The organism is Caldimonas taiwanensis NBRC 104434 (assembly GCF_001592165.1).
In the GTDB taxonomy this organism is placed as follows: domain Bacteria; phylum Pseudomonadota; class Gammaproteobacteria; order Burkholderiales; family Burkholderiaceae_C; genus Caldimonas; species Caldimonas manganoxidans.
Genome location: NZ_BCWK01000002.1, coordinates 84,597 through 100,639, shown reverse-complemented (window position 1 = coordinate 100,639; position 16,043 = coordinate 84,597). Strand labels below are relative to the sequence as shown.

Sequence of the window (16,043 nt, the reverse complement as noted above, 5' to 3'; positions counted from 1 at the left end):
CTGCCAACGCATTCACCGTACCGGGGCGTCCCGCAAGGACAGAACCCCGGGCTGTGAATCCCCGTGCTGTATCGAGCAGCGCGGTGCTCTTTGCCACTTGATCAAGGAGATTCGTCATGGCAACTGCGAAGAAACCGGCCGCCAAGAAGGCGGCAGCGAAGAAGCCGGCCGCCAAGAAGGCCGCTGCGAAGAAGGCTCCGGCCAAGAAGGTCGCGGTGAAGAAGGTCGCCGCCAAGAAGGCCGCGCCGGCCAAGAAGGCGGCGGTGAAGAAGGCCCCGGCCAAGAAGGCCGCGGTGAAGAAGGTCGCCGCCAAGAAGGCCGCGCCGGCCAAGAAGGCGGCGGCGAAGAAGGCTCCGGCCAAGAAGGCCGCGGTGAAGAAGGCTCCGGCCAAGAAGGCGGCGGCCAAGAAGGCCCCAGCCAAGAAGGCCGCAGCGAAGAAGGCTCCGGCCAAGAAGGCGGCAGCGAAGAAGCCTGCGGCCAAAGCGGCCCCTGCCGCCCCGGCTGCCCCTGCGGCGACTCCGGCGGCCCCCGCGGCCAAGACGGCGCTCAGCCCTCAAGCGGCCTGGCCCTTCCCGACGGGCAACAAGCCCTGAGCCTGCCCGCAAGGGCGCTGCGGCAAGTGCCTGCAGTGCCCTGCGGACCGAGAACCCGGCTGCGGCCGGGTTTTTTATTGGCGGGTCACAAACCGAGGGCGGCGTGGTCGATGCGGTGGTTTTGCGGACCGCTGCAGGCGATCTTCAAGGCGCCCAGCCGATTGCCCAGTTCGGCGCAGCGGGCCAAAGGCCAGCCCCGCTCCAGACCATAGAGCAGCGCGGCGCGGAAGGCGTCTCCGCAGCCGGTGGGATCGACCACGGCCTGGGCTTTCACGCCGGCAATGTGCTGGCGTTCGCCCTGGATCCAGACTTCACAGCCATGCTCCCCGAGCGTGACCACCACGCCGCGCAGGTGTGAACGCGACAGGGTGGCCAGATCTTGGCCAGTGCGTTCGCACAGCATGCGGGCTTCATAGTCGTTCAGCGCGACCCAGGTGGCCTGAGCGATGAAGTGCCGCAGTTCCTCGCCAGTGAACATCGGCAGCCCCTGACCCGGATCGAAGATGAAGGGGATGCCGGCCGCGGCCAGCTGTTCGGCGTGGCTGAGCATGGCCTCGCGCCCGTCCGGAGCGATGATGGCCAGTGCGATGTCCGGCCGCGCCTGGATGCGAATGCGGTGGGCCTGTGCCATCGCGCCAGGGTGGAAGGCCGTGATCTGGTTGTTGTCCAGGTCGGTCATGATGATGGCCTGGGCGGTGTAGTGATCTTCGAGCACCTGCACGAACTCGGTGGACACGCCCCAGTCACGCAAGCGCTGAAGATAGGTGTGTCCGTCGCTGCCCAGCGTGGCCATCACCAGCGGCGTGCCGCCCAGCTGGTACAAGGAGTAGGCGATGTTGCCGGCACAGCCACCGAATTCCCGACGCAAGGTGGGCACGAGGAACGAGACGTTCAGGATGTGGATTTGCTCTGGCAGGATCTGATCGCGGAAGCGCCCGTGGAAGTTGGTGATGGTGTCGAAGGCGAGGGAACCGCAGATCAGCGCTGGCATGGACAAGCTCCGAGCAGAGAGAGGGGGGGATCGTCAAGGATAAAAGGCTTCGACCGTGTAGCCGGCCACACGGTGTCCGGGGGTGCGGAATTCGAGCCGCAAGCTGAGGTCGCCGTGCGGCGCGAGGGTGTCGCCCACACGAAAGTCCGAAGGCAGCAGGGCGCGGCGCGCCACGAGCTGACCTTGCATATCGGTCAGCACCAATTCGATGGCCGGTACGGCCAGCGCCACCGGGGCCCGGTTGCGCAGTTGCACGGAGAGGCGATAACTCTCCGGTGTGCTGCCGGGGCTCAAGCTGCTGCTGTCCACGACCACATGGTCGATGGACTGCCAAGGACCGATGCGGCAGCCGGTCCAGGTGCACAGTCGTTCCAGCCAGGGGCGCGTGCTGGGGTGATGGGCGGCAAGCCATTGGCGTTCGTGGTAGGCCCACTGTAGGGCCAGCCCGCTCAGCAGACACAAGGCAAGCAAGCCCAGCGGGGCGCGCATCGCCGGGTGGCGCCAGCGGGCCTCGCGCTCGGCCCGGCGCAAAAAGCCCGGGGTGGCGGCGGACGCCTCTGGGGGTGTGTCACTGGCACGGGCGCTGCGGTGTCGAGCGCCGCGTGCGGCGCTGGAGGTCGCGCGAGGCGTCCAGGCCGAAGGACGCGGGGGCTGGCTGTCGTCGGGGCCGTGCAGGCGGCTGTCCAGGCGTGCATCGGCGAACCCATGTTCCCCGTCGGCGTCGTGCTGTGCGCCGTAGGTGCTGCGGTCGAGAAAGCGCGAATCCAGCACTTCGGAAGTGGCGATGGCTTCGTGCTCGTGGGGATCGTTCGGCACGCTGGGCGGCTCGGGCGCGCGGGAGGGGGGCGAGACCGCAGGAGGGGCTGGCGGTGGGGCCATGTCGCTGGAGGCGCGGGACAACAAGGCGCCCAAGCCGGCCTGCACGGCCGCGCTGGGGCTGTCTTGCGGCAGCCCACTGGCCGAGGCCGTGCCACGGGTGGGGGCGGGCTCGCGTTCGAGGTCGAACAGCCCGTCCAAGGCATTGAAGACTTCGTTGCAGCGGCCGCAGCGCACCCAGCCTTCAGAGACCTTGAGCTGGTCTTGCACCACGCGGAAGGCGGTATGACAGGCGGGGCAACGGGTAGCCAGGCTCATGGCGCGAATGATGCCACGATGCACCATCCGCCCCGAAGGGCGGCAGGGGTTCAGTCACGGCGGGCGGTCATCAGGATCCAGCCCTCTTCCTGGTCGCTCACGTGCAGAGCCGCCCAAGGGGCGTACGCGGCGCGCAATTCCTCGGCCTGCCGCTCCAAGATGCCGGCCAGCACCAAGTGACCACCGGGTTGCACATGAGCGCAAAGCAGCGGGGCGAGCAGCTTCAGGGGGGTGGCCAGGATGTTGGCCAGCACCAGGGGGTAGGCGCCCCGGGCCAGTTCGGGCGGCCCGGCTTGCAGCGTGATGCCATTGGCCTGGGCGTTGCGGCAGGTGGCTTCCACGGCGGCTGGGTCGATGTCGACGGCGTCGATCTGTCCGGCACCATGCAGCGCCGCGCCGATGGCCAGGATGCCCGAGCCGCAGCCGTAGTCGAGCACGCGCGTCCAGGTGCTGCCCAGCGATGGCGCTTGTTGGGCGATCCAGCGCAGGCACATGCGCGTGGTGGGATGGGTGCCCGTGCCGAAGGCCAGGCCTGGGTCGAGACGGACCACGCGTTGGGCTTGCGCAGGGGGCTCATGCCAGCTGGGCACGATCCAGAACTCGGGCGTGATTTCCACTGGCGCGAACTGCGATTGCGTCAGGCGCACCCAGTCCTCGTCGGGCACGTCTTGAATCGCGACCACGTGCACGTTGCCGGCCCACGGCTGCGCCAGCAGCAGTGTGGCAGCGTCCAGCGCGGCGGCTTCGTCTGGGTAGAGGGCCTTGACCGTGGAGCGCTGCCAGCCCGCGCGGGGCGGCGGCAGGCCCGGCTCGGCGAACAAGGCGTGCTCGGAGGCGGTGTCGGCATCGGCATCTTCGACCGAGACCGACAGCGCATCGAGTTCCATCAAGGCATCGGACACCGTTTCGACGTCGTCCTCGGCGGCCAGCAGAATGAGTTCGACCATGACCTCAACGCTGGTGCTGCGCCATCCAGCTTTCCAGGTAGTGGATGCTGGTGCCGCCTTCCATGAATTTGGAGTCGACCATCAATTCCCGGTGCAGCGGGATGTTGGTTTGGATGCCCTCGACCAGCGTCTCGGACAGCGCGATGCGCATGCGGGCCAGCGCTTGTTCGCGGGTGTCCCCGTGCACGATGATCTTGCCGATCATGGAGTCGTAGTGCGGGGGCACGAAGTAGTTGGTGTAGATGTGCGAGTCCACGCGCACGCCGGGGCCGCCAGGGGCATGCCACATGGTGATGCGCCCAGGCGACGGGGTGAACTTGTACGGGTCTTCGGCATTGATGCGGCACTCGATCGCATGACCGCGCATCTGGATGTGACGCTGCGAGAACGGCAGCTTCTCGCCAGCGGCCACGCGGATTTGCATCTGCACGATGTCGATGCCGGTGACCAGCTCGGTGACCGGGTGCTCGACCTGCACCCGGGTGTTCATCTCGATGAAGTAGAACTCGCCGTTTTCGTAGAGGAACTCGAAGGTGCCTGCGCCGCGGTAGCCGATCTTTTTGCAGGCATCGGCGCAGCGCGCGCCGATGCGCTCGATGATGCGCCGCGGAATGCCTGGTGCGGGGGCTTCCTCGATGATCTTTTGGTGGCGGCGTTGCATCGAGCAGTCGCGCTCGCCCAGGTAGACGGCATTGCGGTGTTGGTCGGCCAGCACCTGGATCTCGATGTGGCGCGGGTTCTCGAGGAACTTCTCCATGTAGACCGCCGAGTTGCCAAAGGCGGCGCCTGCTTCGGCCCGGGTGGTCTGCACGGCATGGATCAGCGCGGCTTCGGTGTGCACCACACGCATGCCGCGCCCACCACCGCCGCCGGCAGCCTTGATGATGACCGGGTAGCCGATCGAGCGGGCGATGCGGATGATTTCCTTCGGGTCCTCGGGCAAGGCACCGTCGGAGCCGGGCACGCAAGGCACGCCAGCCTTGATCATCGCGGCTTTGGCCGAGACCTTGTCGCCCATGAGGCGGATCGATTCGGGCGTGGGGCCGATGAAGGTGAAGCCGCTTTGCTCGACGCGTTCGGCGAAGTCGGCGTTCTCGGACAGGAAGCCATAGCCGGGGTGGATGGCTTCGGCGTCGGTCACTTCGGCGGCCGAGATGATGGCCGGCATGTGCAAATAGCTCTGCGAGGACGGCGCCGGGCCGATGCAGACGGCTTCGTCGGCCAGCTTGACGTATTTGGCATCGCGGTCGGCCTCGGAATAGACCACCACCGATTGGATGCCCATTTCACGGCAAGCGCGCTGGATCCGCAGGGCGATCTCCCCGCGGTTGGCGATCAGGATCTTCTTGAACATCGAGTGCGCCTCACTCGATGATCATCAGCGGCTGGCCGTATTCGACGGCTTGCCCGTTTTCGCACAGGATCTGGGTGATCGTGCCGGACTTGTCGGCTTCGATCTCGTTCATGATTTTCATCGCCTCGATGATGCAGATCGGGTCGCCTTCCTTGACCTGCTGGCCCACTTCCACGAAGGGCTTGGCACCGGGGCTGGAGGCCCGGTAGAAGGTGCCGACCATCGGGGACTTGACCGCATGGCCGGTCGGGGCGGCCGGAGTCGGGGCCGGGGCCGGGGCGGCAGGCGCCGGGGCGGGCACGGCCGCCGCGGTCACGGGCGTGGGCGCCAGCATGGGCGCGGCCACCATGGCGGGCAGGGCTGCAGCCTGACCATCGGACTTCACGATGCGGACCTTGCCGTCAGCTTCGGTGATCTCCAGTTCCGAGATGTTCGACTCGGACACCAGGTCGATCAGGGTTTTGAGCTTGCGTAGATCCATGGTGGCTCTCCAACAGACTTCGAGGTGGATTGTTGAGATCGGCGCGCATTGTGCACCGATCATTTTTTGTGTTGTGAAATGTCAGGCTGGGGCCCGGCTCAGGCGCTCCAGCGCATAGGCCAGCGCAAGCCGGTAGCCGCTGGCGCCCAGGCCGCAGATCACGCCTTCGGCCAGGTCCGACAGGTAGGAGTGGTGGCGGAAGGATTCTCGCCGATGGATGTTGGACAGGTGCACTTCGACGAAGGGCAGGGCCACGGCGGCCAAGGCGTCGCGCAGGGCCACGCTGGTGTGGGTGTAGGCCGCCGGGTTGATCAGGATGAAGCGGGTGCCATCCAGCCGGGCGGCATGGATGCGGTCGACCAGGGCTCCTTCATGGTTGCTTTGAAAGGTCACCAGGGTCTGGCCGTGATCTTGCGCCATCTTGACCAGATCAGCGTTGATCTGCTCCAAAGTGGTCGACCCATAGACCTGCGGCTCACGGGTGCCAAGCAAATTGAGATTGGGGCCATGAAGGACGAGGATCGACATGGGGTGGAAAGCGCGAACGCGCAAGTTGTGAGACGAAGGCGCAACTTTAAGCGCAAATCACGCCAAAAGTCGAGAAATTGTTTCAATCGACCTCGTCATGGGCATGGGGCCGGACGATGGGGCCGCGACCTCCGGCCAGTGCCTCAGGCCAGCGGCTGCACCCAACCGAGCAATTCATCGTAACTGGTTTCGCCCAGCTTTCGGTGCGTGATTTCACCGGAGGCATTCAGCGCCACGGTGAAAGGGAGGGCACCCGAGGTGTTCCCGAGGGCCTTGGCCAGTTCGGTGCCGGCGAAGCCGGCGATGGCGATCGGAAAGCTCACCGGCACCTTGAGCAAGAACTCGCGCACGGCTTGCGGCTGGTCGATGGCCACGCCGAGCACCTGCCAGCCCTGGGCCCGATGGCCGCGGTAGAAGCGGTCGAGCTCGGGCATTTCTCTCACACACGGCGGGCACCAGGTGGCCCAGAAATTGACCACCAGCGGCCGGCCGGCGAACTGGCGCAGCGCCAGGGGGCTGCCCTCGGGGCTGTCGAAGGTCTGGGAAAACAAGGTGGTTGCGGCATGGGCGGCCGCCTCGGTGGGGCGCCATCGCCACCAGGCCAGTCCGGCTCCGGCCAGGGCGGCGGCCAGGGCCGCGCCGGCATATGAAAGGGCGTGTCGTCGGTTCATTCGGGTGCAGGCGTGTCGGGGTCGATCAGGGCGCGCAGGGCTGCCAGCGAGCCGCGCTCGCTGCGCCCGCGAGCGTCCCGGCGCAGGGCGCCGCGCAGGTCGTCGCGGTCGTAGATCCCCAAGTGCACGAGCACCGGCTGCGCGAGCGCGGCATGCCGGTCGGTGACGGTCAGCACGTCCACCGGCTCGCCGCGCCAGCCCTGGGCCCGCCCGACATCGTAGGGGATGCCCAGGTTGAGCAGGCTGATTTCGGCGGACTTGGGGTCGTCGCAATAGAGCTGGATCCAGATGTCGCTGTGGCGCGTGGCCGTGCCATTCCAGACGGCGCCGCTCAGGTGCGGGTCGAATTGGACCAGGCGTTCCATCCAGCGCAATGCCACGCTGCGCAGTGCGGCCAGCTCGGCCGGCTGGGTGTCGGCGCAAAAGAGCTCGATGTAGGCACGCACTTCCTCTTCGACCAGGTCGTTGTCGGGCAGCTCGACCGTCCCGCCGCGGCGCGCCGCGACGAGTTTGGCGGCACGGCGCTTGGCCGGCCCGTATTCCATGCCGTCTTCGACGATGAGTCGGGCGGCGGTGGCGGCGATTTCGGCGGTGAGGGCGGAGGGGGGCATGGCAGTCAGACCCGTGGGACGGTGTGGAGGTTCACGGCAGGGTCACGGCGCTCATGCGCGCCAGGATGGTTTGCGCACGGCGCTGCAAGTAGGCCGAGTGTGGGCGCTGCTCGTAGCGGCGCGGCGCTGGCAGCATGACGGCCAGGCGGGCGGCCTGCCAGGGGGTGAGTCGATCGGCGGGGACGCCGAAGTAGTGCTGCGCGGCGGCCTCGGCGCCGAAGACGCCTTCGCCCCATTCCACGCTGTTGAGGTAGATCTCCAGGATGCGGCGTTTGCCGAGGAGGTGTTCGAGCGCGTAGGTGATGACGATTTCCTGGCCCTTGCGCAGCAAGCTGCGCTCGCCGGAGAGGAAAAGGTTCTTGGCCAATTGCTGCGTGATGGTGGAGCCCCCGACGATGCGCACCGGCGGCTTGGCCGCTTCGGGACGGCGCCGGGCCAGGCGCTCGGCCCGCTCCAGGGCTTGCTGGTTGCGTTCCCAGGCACGCTCGATGGCGTCCCAATCCACGCCGTCGTGTTCGGCGAAGCTGGCATCTTCGGCCGCGATGACAGCCCGTTTGAGGTGGTCGGAGATGTCGTCGTAGGCGCGCCAAGCCTGCCGCCAGGGCAGACGACCTGTCTCCAGGGTGATGCGCCAAGCCTGGCTGCGTTGGAAGGTGGTGGACTGCGGATCGATGACGCGCATGAGGGCCACCCGCGCCAAGAAATACAACTGGAGCGACAGGGTGCAGACGAGCAAGAGGGCGATCAGACGCCAAGCCCAGTCGAGCATGCGACGCATGGCATGGGCTCCTCGGGTTCAGGCGGTCAGCCCGGTGCGCAATTCGCGCAGGACCTCGGCCGTGGGGGGGCGCACGCCGCGCCACACCTGAAAGGCTTCGGCGGCTTGTTCGACCAGCATGCCCAGGCCGTCGCGGGCGGTGGCACCATGCTCGCGCGCCCATTGCAGGAAGGCTTGGGCGGCCGGGCCGTACATCAGGTCCACGGCGACGGCGCCTGGGCCCAGCACGGCGGCCGAGACTGGACTGCCTGCGCCTTGCAGGCTGGCGGCCGTGGCATTGAGCACGAGGCCGTAGCCGCTGCCGCAGTCGTCCAAGCCACAAGCCCACAGCTCCACCTCATGGGCCTGGGCCCACGGGGCATGGCGCTGGACCAGGGCGCGGGCCTTGTCCGGGCTGCGGTTGGCCACCACCACCCGGCGCGGTCGCGCCGCCAGCAGCGGGCCCAGCACGCCGGAGGCGGCGCCGCCGGCGCCCAGCAGGAGCAGGTCGCGGCCGGCCAAATCGATGCCGGCGTTGTGTTGCAGGTCGTGCACCAGGCCGGCGCCATCGGTGTTGTCGCCGAACCAGCCGTCGGCATCGAAGCGCAGGGTGTTGACCGCTTGGGCCAGCATGGCGCGTGGGCTGCACCGTTGCGCCAGGTCGTGGGCCTCGAACTTGAAGGGCACGGTGACGTTGCAGCCGCGGCCGCCGGCGGCGGCGAAGTCGCGCACGGTGGCGGCCATGCCGTCCAGCGGAGCGAGCACGCGCTCGTAGACGAGGCTTTGCCCGGTCAAAGCGGCAAAGCGTGCATGGATGTCGGGCGATTTGCTGTGGGCCACGGGGTGGCCGATGACCGCATAGCGGTCGGGGCGTTCGGCGGTGTCCATCAGTTGCCGGTCAGGGTGGTTTCCAGGGACTGCTCGCGCGTGAAACGAAAGCGCGAGACGACGACGATTTGGTCGGCCTTGGCGCGCATTTCACGGGTGAAGGGGCCAAACGGGCTGGCTGCGTGCACGATGGCCACGGCCTGTCGATCCAGCACGGGTTGGCCGGAGCCTTGCACGATTTCGGTGTCCACCACACGCCCCTGGGCGTCGACGGTGACGATCATGGTGAGCTCGCCGTAGAGCTTCTTGCCTTGATGCTCCGGGAAGTTGCGTGTGCCACGGTCTTCGATTTTGCGGCGCAGCTGGTCGTAGTACAGCGCGTAGGCTTCTTCGCGGGTGCTGGGGCTGACGTAGCGGCGCTTGGGGCGTGAGTTTTCTTCGTTGATGCGCTTTTCGATCTCGGCCAGCATGCGCAGCAACTGGCGACGCTTGTCTTCGAGCGATCGGGCCTCCGGGCTGCCTTGGGCGTGGCGCGGGTCGGGCGCTGGCAGCTGGGCCAGCTCGCGTCGCAGGCTGGCCAGCAGGCGCTCTTGTTGCTCCATCAAGGATTCGATCTGGCGTTGCGCATCCTCCAGGGCGTTGCCCGTCTCCAGCATGGCCGACGGCGGCAGGGGCGAGCTGGCACGGCCGCGTTCGGCTTGGCCGCCGCCGGCGAGGTTGGCCTGGGCGATGGCTTGGGCATGTTCCGGGCGTTCGGCGGAGCGCGCATTGACGAGGATGACCTCCAGCGGGGTGTCCTCGAAGACGCGGTTGAAGGCTTCGGGATCGACGAAGCGCACGGTCAGCAACGCGGCATGCACGGCCAAGGAGATGGCCAGAGCGATCTGCAGGGTGCTGAGCTTCTTGAGCATGGCGGCGCGGTGTCGGGTCAGGCGGCCGCGTCGGCAGGGCCCGGGGGCGCTGCCGCAGGGTCGCCATCGTCGAGCTCGATGGCCAAGGCGATCGGGCCGGCAGCGGCCGTGTCGTCCTCGCTGTCATCGTCCACGGCCTCGGGAGGGATTTCATCGAGGCGCTCGATGAGATTGGCATGCACGTCCAGCGTGAGTTCGTCCACCCCGGTGATGCGTACCCGCACATGGGCCCCGCGCGGCAGGTTCTCGGTGCCGGCGGCGCGCAAGACCAGCGGCAGGCTGTCGGCGCGCACCAGCGCGTCCTTCAGCACGGTGGCGGTGAGCTCCTGAACATCGTTTTGCACGAGGTAGCGCAGCGTCCAGTAGCGCTCGATGCTGTGCTGGAAGTCGTTGTAGGCGGTGTAGGCGGCATCGAAGCCGGAGATCACTGAGAACAGCTCGGCATCCTTGGGCTTGAAAGGCGCAGCCAGCGCGGCGGTGCGGCCATGGCGAGCGCAGGCGATGATTTGCCACTGGTTGACGAGATCGACATAGCGGCGCAGCGGGGAGGTGGCCCAGGTGTATTGCTTGACTCCCATGCCCGCGTGCGGCAGCGGCTTGGTGCTCATGCGCACTTTCACACCAGGCAGCAGGCTGGCCTGGCTGCGGTAGATGCCGGGCACGCCGAGTTCGGCCAGCCAGCCGCCCCAGGTGGCGTTGGCCAGGATCATGGCCTCGGCCACGATCAGATCGAGCGGTTCGCCGCGCTTGCGTGGGGTGATCCGCACGGTTTCCTGGCCGGTGGGTTCGCCGCCGTCATGGCCTTCGAGCTTGAAGCTGTAGTCGGGGCGGGTGAAGGTCTCGGGTTTGCCGCGCAGCACTTCCCGCTGGGTCTTGAGGTGGCGGGCCAGGCGCCAGCAGAACGCCAATTCGTCCGGGAACGGGTAGGTCGCCGGGGCGGTGCCGCTGAGGGTGTCGGCGGTGATCATGCCGTCGAGCCGGTCGTGGCGCAGGTTGGCGGCCATGGGCACGCGCTCCAAGCGCGTTTCGTGGCCACGGACTTCGAGCGTGGCTTCGTCGATCGTGAAATAGATCGACACGGCCGGGCAGTCGCGCCCTTCTTGCAAAGTGTAGGCCTGCACCACTGCGTCGGGCAGCATGGTGATCTTGTAGCCTGGCATGTACACCGTGGAGTAGCGGCTGCGCGCGATTTGATCCAGCGCATCGCCGGGGGTGATGGCCAGGCCGGGCGCGGCAATGTGCACGCCGAACACCACGGTGCCACTGCCCAGGCCTTGCACCGACAGCGCATCGTCGATTTCGGTGGTGGTCGAGTCGTCGATGCTGAAGGCCCGCACCGCGGCCACGGGCAGCGTCTCGGTGATGGCTGGGGCGCTGACGGCCGGAAAGCCATAGCCCTTGGGAAAGTGCTCGAACAGAAAGCGCCGCCAGTGAAACTGGTAGGGGCTGTCGATGGCGCCGGCGGCTTTGAGCAAGTCCAGCGGGCTGCGGTGGGTGCGTTTGCTGGCTTCGACGACGGCTTTGTATTCCGGGGCGTTTTTGTCGGGCTTGAACAGGATTTTGTAGAGCTGCTCGCGCACCGGCGCGGGGCACTGGCCTGCGACCAGTTCGGTGGCCCAGGCCTCGATTTGCGCCTGTTGTTGCCGCTTGCGCTCGATGGCCAGCAAGGCGGCCTTAACGGTGTCTTGGGGGGCCTTTTTGAAGCGGCCTTTTCCGACACGGCGGAAGTAGTGCGGTGCCTCGAACAGGCGCAGCAGTGCGGCGGCTTGCTGGACCGCGTCGGCGTGGGGATCGAAATAGTCCTTCGCTAAATCGGCGAAGCCGAATTCGTCTTCGGGGGCGAACTCCCAGGCCAGATCGAGGTCGATCTCCTGAGACAAGGCTTGCGCCTGGGCGAGCAATTGGGCCGGGGCGGGCTGGTCGAATTGCAGCAGCACGTGGGCCGATTTGACTTTCACGCGCTTGCCGGACTCGAGCTCGATCTGCACCGAGGCCTCGGTCTGGGACATCACACGGCCGGCCAGGAATTTGCCGGCTTCTTCAAACAGGGCGAACATGCCCCGATTGTCGCCTGTCCGGGCCCCGATCTCAGATCGTGAGGCCGCCGCTGACTTCCAGCACCGCCCCGTTGACGTAGGAGGCCTCGTCGCTGGCCAGGAAGGCATAGACGTTGGCGACTTCTTCGGGGCGCCCCAGGCGTTTGAGCGGCACGTCCTCGCGCATGGCGCTGAGCACCTTGTCCGGGATGGTGGCGAGGATGGGGGTTTCGATGAAGCCCGGCGCGACCGCATTGACGCGGATGCCCTTGGGGCCGAGTTCGCGCGACCAGGTTTTGGTGAAGCCGATCACACCGAACTTGCTGGCCGCGTAGTTGGTCTGGCCGTAGTTGCCATACAGGCCGACCACCGAGGAGGCATTGAGGATCACGCCGGCGCCTTGCTCGAGCATGGCCGGCAGCACGGCCTGCGTGCAGTGGAAGACGCCACGCAGGTTCACATCGATGACGCGGTCGAATTGTTCCAGCGTCATCTTCTGCAGCCGTGCGTCCTGCGTGATGCCGGCATTGTTGACCAGCACGTCGATGCGCCCCAGCCGCGCCAGCGCGACTTGGGCCATCGCCTGCACTTGTTCGCGCGAGGTCACGTCCACGACCAGGCCTTCGGCCTGGGCGCCCAGGGCGCGGCACTGCGCCACAGCGGCATCCACGGCCTCGCGGCGCATGTCGCACACCATCACGCGCGCACCTTCGCGGGCGAACTTCAGCGCCGTGGCCAGGCCAATGCCTTGGGCCGCGCCGGTGACGATGGCCGCTTTGTCTTGCAGTCTCATGCGTGCTCCAAGAAAGAAAAGATGTCGTCGATGTGGTCGGGAAAGCTGCTGAGGGCGTGGTCGCCGCCCTTCAGCACGGTCAGCCGGGTGCCGGCATAGCGCGCGGCCATCTCGCGCCAGTCCAGCACCTCGTCGCCTTGGGCCACCAGCACGAAATAGCGCTCGCCCCGGGTGATCGCCCCGGGAGTGAGGGCGCGCAGCTCCTCGATGTACTCGGCGCGGAACCAGAAGCGTTCCTCGCTGTGCCAGGCGGTGATCTCACCGATGTAGCGAGCCAGATCACGCGCCGGGTCGACCGCAGGGTTGATGAGCACGGCCGGGCAGCCGAAGCGTTCGGCCGCCACCGTCGCGTAAAAGCCGCCGAGCGAGGATCCGATCACGGCGCGTCGGTCGTGGGGCAGCCGCAGCAGCACGGATTCGATCAAGGACCATGCTTGCGCCGGCGATGGGGGCAATTGCGGGCAGTGCCAGCTCCAGTCTTCCCCTTGGGCTTGTCGCCGTGCGACGCACGCACCCATGTGCTGCGCTTTGGTCGAGCGTGGGGAGGAACGGAAGCCGTGGAGGTACAACAGGTCGCGGCGGGGCATCGGGACGACAAGGCCGGCGGCAAAGCGTCGCAGTCTAAGCCGGCCCAGCCCGCCCGGAACCATTCCTGGGGTTTGTTCTAGGGCCGAGTGTGAAAGGTTTTGCACCTGCTGCGGCCCGCAGTCGCGGCATGATGGGCGCATGTCTGCGAATGTCTCGTCAGTGCGCTGGGCCGTGATGTGGCTTGCCGCCAGTGTGGCCGGCTGTGCCGGCATCGGTGCGACCTCGCCGCAGGCCCCCGCACCGCCACCTGCGGCGGCCGCTTCGGCCCCCAGGCCGCCGGCTGGCGCCCTGCCGGCCTTCGAGGAGGTGGTCCGCGGCGCCACGCGCGAGGACGGCCACCTGCCGGTGTGGCGGCGCGAGGACAAGGTGTGGTTCGAGCTGGCGCCTGCGCAGCTGGGCCAGCCTTTGATGTTCAGCATCAACGTGGCCGGCTCGGTGGGCCAACGCGGCCTGTATGCCAGCCAGATGGGCCGCAGCTGGCTGGTGCAGTGGCGCCGGCAGGGCGACCGCATGCAGCTGGTGGCCTTGAACACGGCGGTTCGGGCCCCCGGGGATCCCGCGTTGAGCCGGGCCGTGGGCGAGGGCTATTCCGAGAGCTTGCTGGCGGCCATGCCGTTGGCCAGCGCGCCACATCCGCAGCGCCAGTCGGTGTTGGTCGATGCGAGTTTCTTGTTGGGCGATATCGGGGCCTACGGCAGCGCGATCGAGTCGGCGTTTCGTCTGAGCTATACCTTGGATCGCGCCAATTCGCAGATCGAGCGCGTGCACCAGTCCGCGCAGTTGACCGCGGTGCGCGTGCGTCAGCACCACATGGTGGCGCGCATCCCGGTGCTGCCGGCGCCAGCGGCGGGCGCTGCCGCGGCGGCCGTGCCGACGCCGCCGACCGTGCTGCCCGATGCGCGCAGTTTCTTCATCGACTTGGTCTACAACTTCCTGGCCTTGCCCGCCGAGCCGATGCGTCCGCGCCTGGCCGATCCTCGGCTGGGGCATTTCACCCATGCGCACACCGACCTCAGCCGCGACCTGCCGGTGCCGCCCCGCGTGCATTACATCGCGCGCTGGCGGCTGGACAAAGCCGATCCCCAGGCCGAGCGCTCAGCGCCGCGCCAGCCCATCGTCTTTTGGCTGGACCGCAACATCCCGGAGCGCTACCGCGAGGCGGTGCGTGCAGGCGTGTTGGAATGGAACCGGGCGTTCGAGCGCATCGGCTTCATCGGCGCCATTGAGGTGCGTCAGCAAAGCGATGAGGCCGACTGGGAGGCCCTGGATGCGCGTCATGCCTCGATTCGTTGGTATGTGGGGGCGGATGCGGCCACGGCGCGCGGGCCGCACCATGCCGACCCGCGCACCGGCGAGATCCTGGATGCGGACATTGCGATCGCCGACCTGTTCGCCCGTGGAGCGCGGCGTTTCATCGTCGAGACGCCGCGCGCCAGCAGCGAGGATCGGCTGGCCGAACTCACGGCGGCCTGGCGCGGGGAAGCCGCCCAGGGGGCCTGCCACTATGCCCGCGAGGTGGCGGCCGAAGCGCAGTTCGTCTGGGACTTGCTGGCAGCCCGTGGCCAGCTCGCGCCCGATGGCCCGCAAGCCGAGGCCTTCGTGCAGGCGGTGCTCAAAGACGTGGTCATGCACGAGGTGGGGCATGCGCTGGGCCTGAAGCACAACTTCAAGGCGTCCACCACGGTGTCTTGGGCGCGGCTGGGGGATGCAGCGGACACGGCCGAGCGCGGCATCTCGGGCTCGGTGATGGATTACAACGCCTACAACCTGGCGCCGGCCGGCCAGCCTCAGGGGGCCATCGTCAACACCACGCTCGGCCCCTACGACTATTGGGCCATCGAGTACGCTTACCGGCCCTTCGCGCCCGAGGACGAGGCACAGGGCTTGGCCCGCATCGCCGCTCGCAGTGGCGAGCCCGAATTGGCCTATGCCGATGACTTCGACGCCGGAGGGATGGGCGGCTTCGAGGGTTTCGATCCGCTGGCCAACCGCTTCGACCTCGGGGACGACCCGCTGCGTTATTACGAGCGCCGCTTGGTGTTGTCGCAGGAGTTGTGGCAGCGTCTGCAAACGCGCCAACCCCAGCCGGGCGAGGATCCGCTGCGGGCGCGTCGCGCGATGATCAGCGGCTTTGGGCCGCTGCGCGTGGTGGCCGAGCTGGCCGCCAAGTACGTGGGGGGCATGGTGCAGGTGCGCGACTTGCCGGGGCCGCAAGCGCGGGCCACCTACACGCCGGTGGCCGCGCATGAGCAGCGCCGCGCGCTCACTTTCCTGACGCGGCATTTGTTCAGTGCCGACAATTTTCGGTTTCGCCCCGAGTTTTTGCGCCGTCTGCCCACCGATTACCTCGACCGCCATGTGGCCGGTCCGGTGTCGGTGCCCGAGCTGGTGCGTGGCGTGCAGTCGGCGGTGCTCGACCGTTTGCTGGGCGCGGGCACGGCCACACGGGTGCTGGAGGCGCCGCTGTATGCCAAGCCGGGCGAGCCGGTGCTGGGCTTGGACGAGGTCTACCGCACCGTGCAGCAGGCGGTGTGGAGCGAGCTGCGCACCGGGGGCGAGATTTCCTTGCTGCGGCGGCAGTTGCAGCGTGAGCATTTGCGGCGTGTGTCGGGCCTGCTCACGCGCGGCGGCACAGGCTGGCCTGCCGATGCCTTGAGTCTGCAGCGCCGCCTGGCGCGGCAGTTGTTGGGGGAGCTCGACCGGGCGCTGCGCCGCCCGGGGGGCTCGGAGAGCCTGCGGGCCCATTTGGAGGACAGCCGAGCGTTGTTGGCGCGTTCGCTGCAGGCGTCTTTGCTGCGGCAGCCTTGACTGCGGCAGCCT

16 protein-coding genes are annotated in these 16,043 nt (G+C 67.8%); 2 read left to right on the top strand and 14 right to left on the bottom strand.

Annotated elements, in window-relative coordinates:
• The first annotated feature begins 116 nt into the window (after window positions 1–116).
• Entirely contained in the window at window positions 117–593 is a 477-nt protein-coding gene (locus CTA01S_RS02160; protein WP_062191630.1) for a histone H1-like DNA-binding protein, read from the top strand.
• Between the two features lie 85 nt (window positions 594–678).
• Here CTA01S_RS02160 and CTA01S_RS02155 read toward each other — a convergent pair whose 3' ends face one another.
• The 14 genes from CTA01S_RS02155 to CTA01S_RS02090 all read right to left on the bottom strand — a co-directional run bounded on the left by CTA01S_RS02155 (window position 679) and on the right by CTA01S_RS02090 (window position 13,222).
• A complete protein-coding gene (locus CTA01S_RS02155) occupies window positions 679–1,584 on the bottom strand; it encodes a carbohydrate kinase family protein (protein ID WP_062191626.1) in 906 nt (301 codons plus the stop codon).
• Between the two features lie 33 nt (window positions 1,585–1,617).
• Window positions 1,618–2,718, bottom strand: a complete 1,101-nt coding sequence (locus CTA01S_RS02150; RefSeq protein ID WP_198150751.1) for a zinc-ribbon and DUF3426 domain-containing protein — start codon at window positions 2,716–2,718, stop codon at window positions 1,618–1,620.
• Window positions 2,719–2,768: 50 nt separating this feature from the next.
• Window positions 2,769–3,665 (bottom strand): 50S ribosomal protein L11 methyltransferase, encoded by an 897-nt coding sequence (prmA, locus tag CTA01S_RS02145; RefSeq protein WP_062191619.1) that lies wholly within the window; start codon window positions 3,663–3,665, stop codon window positions 2,769–2,771.
• A 4-nt stretch (window positions 3,666–3,669) separates the two neighbouring features.
• Window positions 3,670–5,019, bottom strand: a complete 1,350-nt coding sequence (gene accC, locus CTA01S_RS02140; RefSeq protein WP_019559778.1) for an acetyl-CoA carboxylase biotin carboxylase subunit — start codon at window positions 5,017–5,019, stop codon at window positions 3,670–3,672.
• Between the two features lie 10 nt (window positions 5,020–5,029).
• The gene (gene accB, locus CTA01S_RS02135) at window positions 5,030–5,500 is read right to left on the bottom strand and encodes an acetyl-CoA carboxylase biotin carboxyl carrier protein (RefSeq protein WP_062191615.1); all 471 of its coding nucleotides are present in this window, start codon (window positions 5,498–5,500) and stop codon (window positions 5,030–5,032) included.
• Window positions 5,501–5,581: 81 nt separating this feature from the next.
• On the bottom strand, window positions 5,582–6,028 hold the full coding sequence (gene aroQ / locus CTA01S_RS02130) for a type II 3-dehydroquinate dehydratase (RefSeq protein ID WP_062191612.1): 447 nt from the start codon (window positions 6,026–6,028) through the stop codon (window positions 5,582–5,584).
• Window positions 6,029–6,171: 143 nt separating this feature from the next.
• Window positions 6,172–6,699 carry a TlpA family protein disulfide reductase gene (locus tag CTA01S_RS02125; protein WP_019559775.1) on the bottom strand — a complete coding sequence of 176 codons (528 nt, stop codon included), beginning with the start codon at window positions 6,697–6,699 and terminating at the stop codon, window positions 6,172–6,174.
• Window positions 6,696–7,310 carry a hypothetical protein gene (locus CTA01S_RS02120; protein WP_062191609.1) on the bottom strand — a complete coding sequence of 205 codons (615 nt, stop codon included), beginning with the start codon at window positions 7,308–7,310 and terminating at the stop codon, window positions 6,696–6,698. Before CTA01S_RS02120 ends, CTA01S_RS02125 begins: the two co-directional genes overlap by 4 nt.
• Before the next feature lie 31 nt (window positions 7,311–7,341).
• Window positions 7,342–8,088 carry a monofunctional biosynthetic peptidoglycan transglycosylase gene (mtgA, locus tag CTA01S_RS02115; protein ID WP_062191605.1) on the bottom strand — a complete coding sequence of 249 codons (747 nt, stop codon included), beginning with the start codon at window positions 8,086–8,088 and terminating at the stop codon, window positions 7,342–7,344.
• 18 nt (window positions 8,089–8,106) lie between these two features.
• Window positions 8,107–8,955, bottom strand: a complete 849-nt coding sequence (aroE, locus tag CTA01S_RS02110; protein ID WP_062191602.1) for a shikimate dehydrogenase — start codon at window positions 8,953–8,955, stop codon at window positions 8,107–8,109.
• Window positions 8,955–9,806 carry an energy transducer TonB gene (locus tag CTA01S_RS02105; protein ID WP_019559771.1) on the bottom strand — a complete coding sequence of 284 codons (852 nt, stop codon included), beginning with the start codon at window positions 9,804–9,806 and terminating at the stop codon, window positions 8,955–8,957. The genes aroE and CTA01S_RS02105 overlap by 1 nt, the downstream gene beginning before the upstream one ends.
• Before the next feature lie 17 nt (window positions 9,807–9,823).
• Window positions 9,824–11,863 (bottom strand): ribonuclease catalytic domain-containing protein, encoded by a 2,040-nt coding sequence (locus CTA01S_RS02100; RefSeq protein ID WP_062191598.1) that lies wholly within the window; start codon window positions 11,861–11,863, stop codon window positions 9,824–9,826.
• Window positions 11,864–11,894: 31 nt separating this feature from the next.
• Window positions 11,895–12,635 (bottom strand): 3-oxoacyl-ACP reductase FabG, encoded by a 741-nt coding sequence (gene fabG, locus CTA01S_RS02095; RefSeq protein WP_019559769.1) that lies wholly within the window; start codon window positions 12,633–12,635, stop codon window positions 11,895–11,897.
• Complete coding sequence (locus tag CTA01S_RS02090; RefSeq protein WP_062191595.1) at window positions 12,632–13,222, bottom strand: YqiA/YcfP family alpha/beta fold hydrolase; 591 nt, start codon at window positions 13,220–13,222, stop codon at window positions 12,632–12,634. Before CTA01S_RS02090 ends, fabG begins: the two co-directional genes overlap by 4 nt.
• Window positions 13,223–13,361: 139 nt before the next feature.
• On the opposite strand from CTA01S_RS02090, the gene CTA01S_RS02085 reads away from it, so the two are divergent.
• Entirely contained in the window at window positions 13,362–16,031 is a 2,670-nt protein-coding gene (locus CTA01S_RS02085; RefSeq protein ID WP_198150750.1) for a zinc-dependent metalloprotease, read from the top strand.
• The last annotated feature ends 12 nt before the right edge of the window (window positions 16,032–16,043 follow it).

Coding starts and splice junctions, on each gene's coding strand:
- CTA01S_RS02125 (WP_019559775.1), bottom strand. CDS start 6,699: ATGAACCGACGACACGCCCTTTCATATGCCGGCGCGGCCCTGGCCGCC.
- fabG (WP_019559769.1), bottom strand. CDS start 12,635: ATGAGACTGCAAGACAAAGCGGCCATCGTCACCGGCGCGGCCCAAGGC.
- CTA01S_RS02105 (WP_019559771.1), bottom strand. CDS start 9,806: ATGCTCAAGAAGCTCAGCACCCTGCAGATCGCTCTGGCCATCTCCTTG.
- accB (WP_062191615.1), bottom strand. CDS start 5,500: ATGGATCTACGCAAGCTCAAAACCCTGATCGACCTGGTGTCCGAGTCG.
- aroE (WP_062191602.1), bottom strand. CDS start 8,955: ATGGACACCGCCGAACGCCCCGACCGCTATGCGGTCATCGGCCACCCC.
- CTA01S_RS02100 (WP_062191598.1), bottom strand. CDS start 11,863: ATGTTCGCCCTGTTTGAAGAAGCCGGCAAATTCCTGGCCGGCCGTGTG.
- CTA01S_RS02120 (WP_062191609.1), bottom strand. CDS start 7,310: ATGCCCCCCTCCGCCCTCACCGCCGAAATCGCCGCCACCGCCGCCCGA.
- mtgA (WP_062191605.1), bottom strand. CDS start 8,088: ATGCGTCGCATGCTCGACTGGGCTTGGCGTCTGATCGCCCTCTTGCTC.
- CTA01S_RS02090 (WP_062191595.1), bottom strand. CDS start 13,222: ATGCCCCGCCGCGACCTGTTGTACCTCCACGGCTTCCGTTCCTCCCCA.
- CTA01S_RS02155 (WP_062191626.1), bottom strand. CDS start 1,584: ATGCCAGCGCTGATCTGCGGTTCCCTCGCCTTCGACACCATCACCAAC.
- accC (WP_019559778.1), bottom strand. CDS start 5,019: ATGTTCAAGAAGATCCTGATCGCCAACCGCGGGGAGATCGCCCTGCGG.
- CTA01S_RS02150 (WP_198150751.1), bottom strand. CDS start 2,718: ATGAGCCTGGCTACCCGTTGCCCCGCCTGTCATACCGCCTTCCGCGTG.
- CTA01S_RS02160 (WP_062191630.1), top strand. CDS start 117: ATGGCAACTGCGAAGAAACCGGCCGCCAAGAAGGCGGCAGCGAAGAAG.
- prmA (WP_062191619.1), bottom strand. CDS start 3,665: ATGGTCGAACTCATTCTGCTGGCCGCCGAGGACGACGTCGAAACGGTG.
- aroQ (WP_062191612.1), bottom strand. CDS start 6,028: ATGTCGATCCTCGTCCTTCATGGCCCCAATCTCAATTTGCTTGGCACC.
- CTA01S_RS02085 (WP_198150750.1), top strand. CDS start 13,362: ATGTCTGCGAATGTCTCGTCAGTGCGCTGGGCCGTGATGTGGCTTGCC.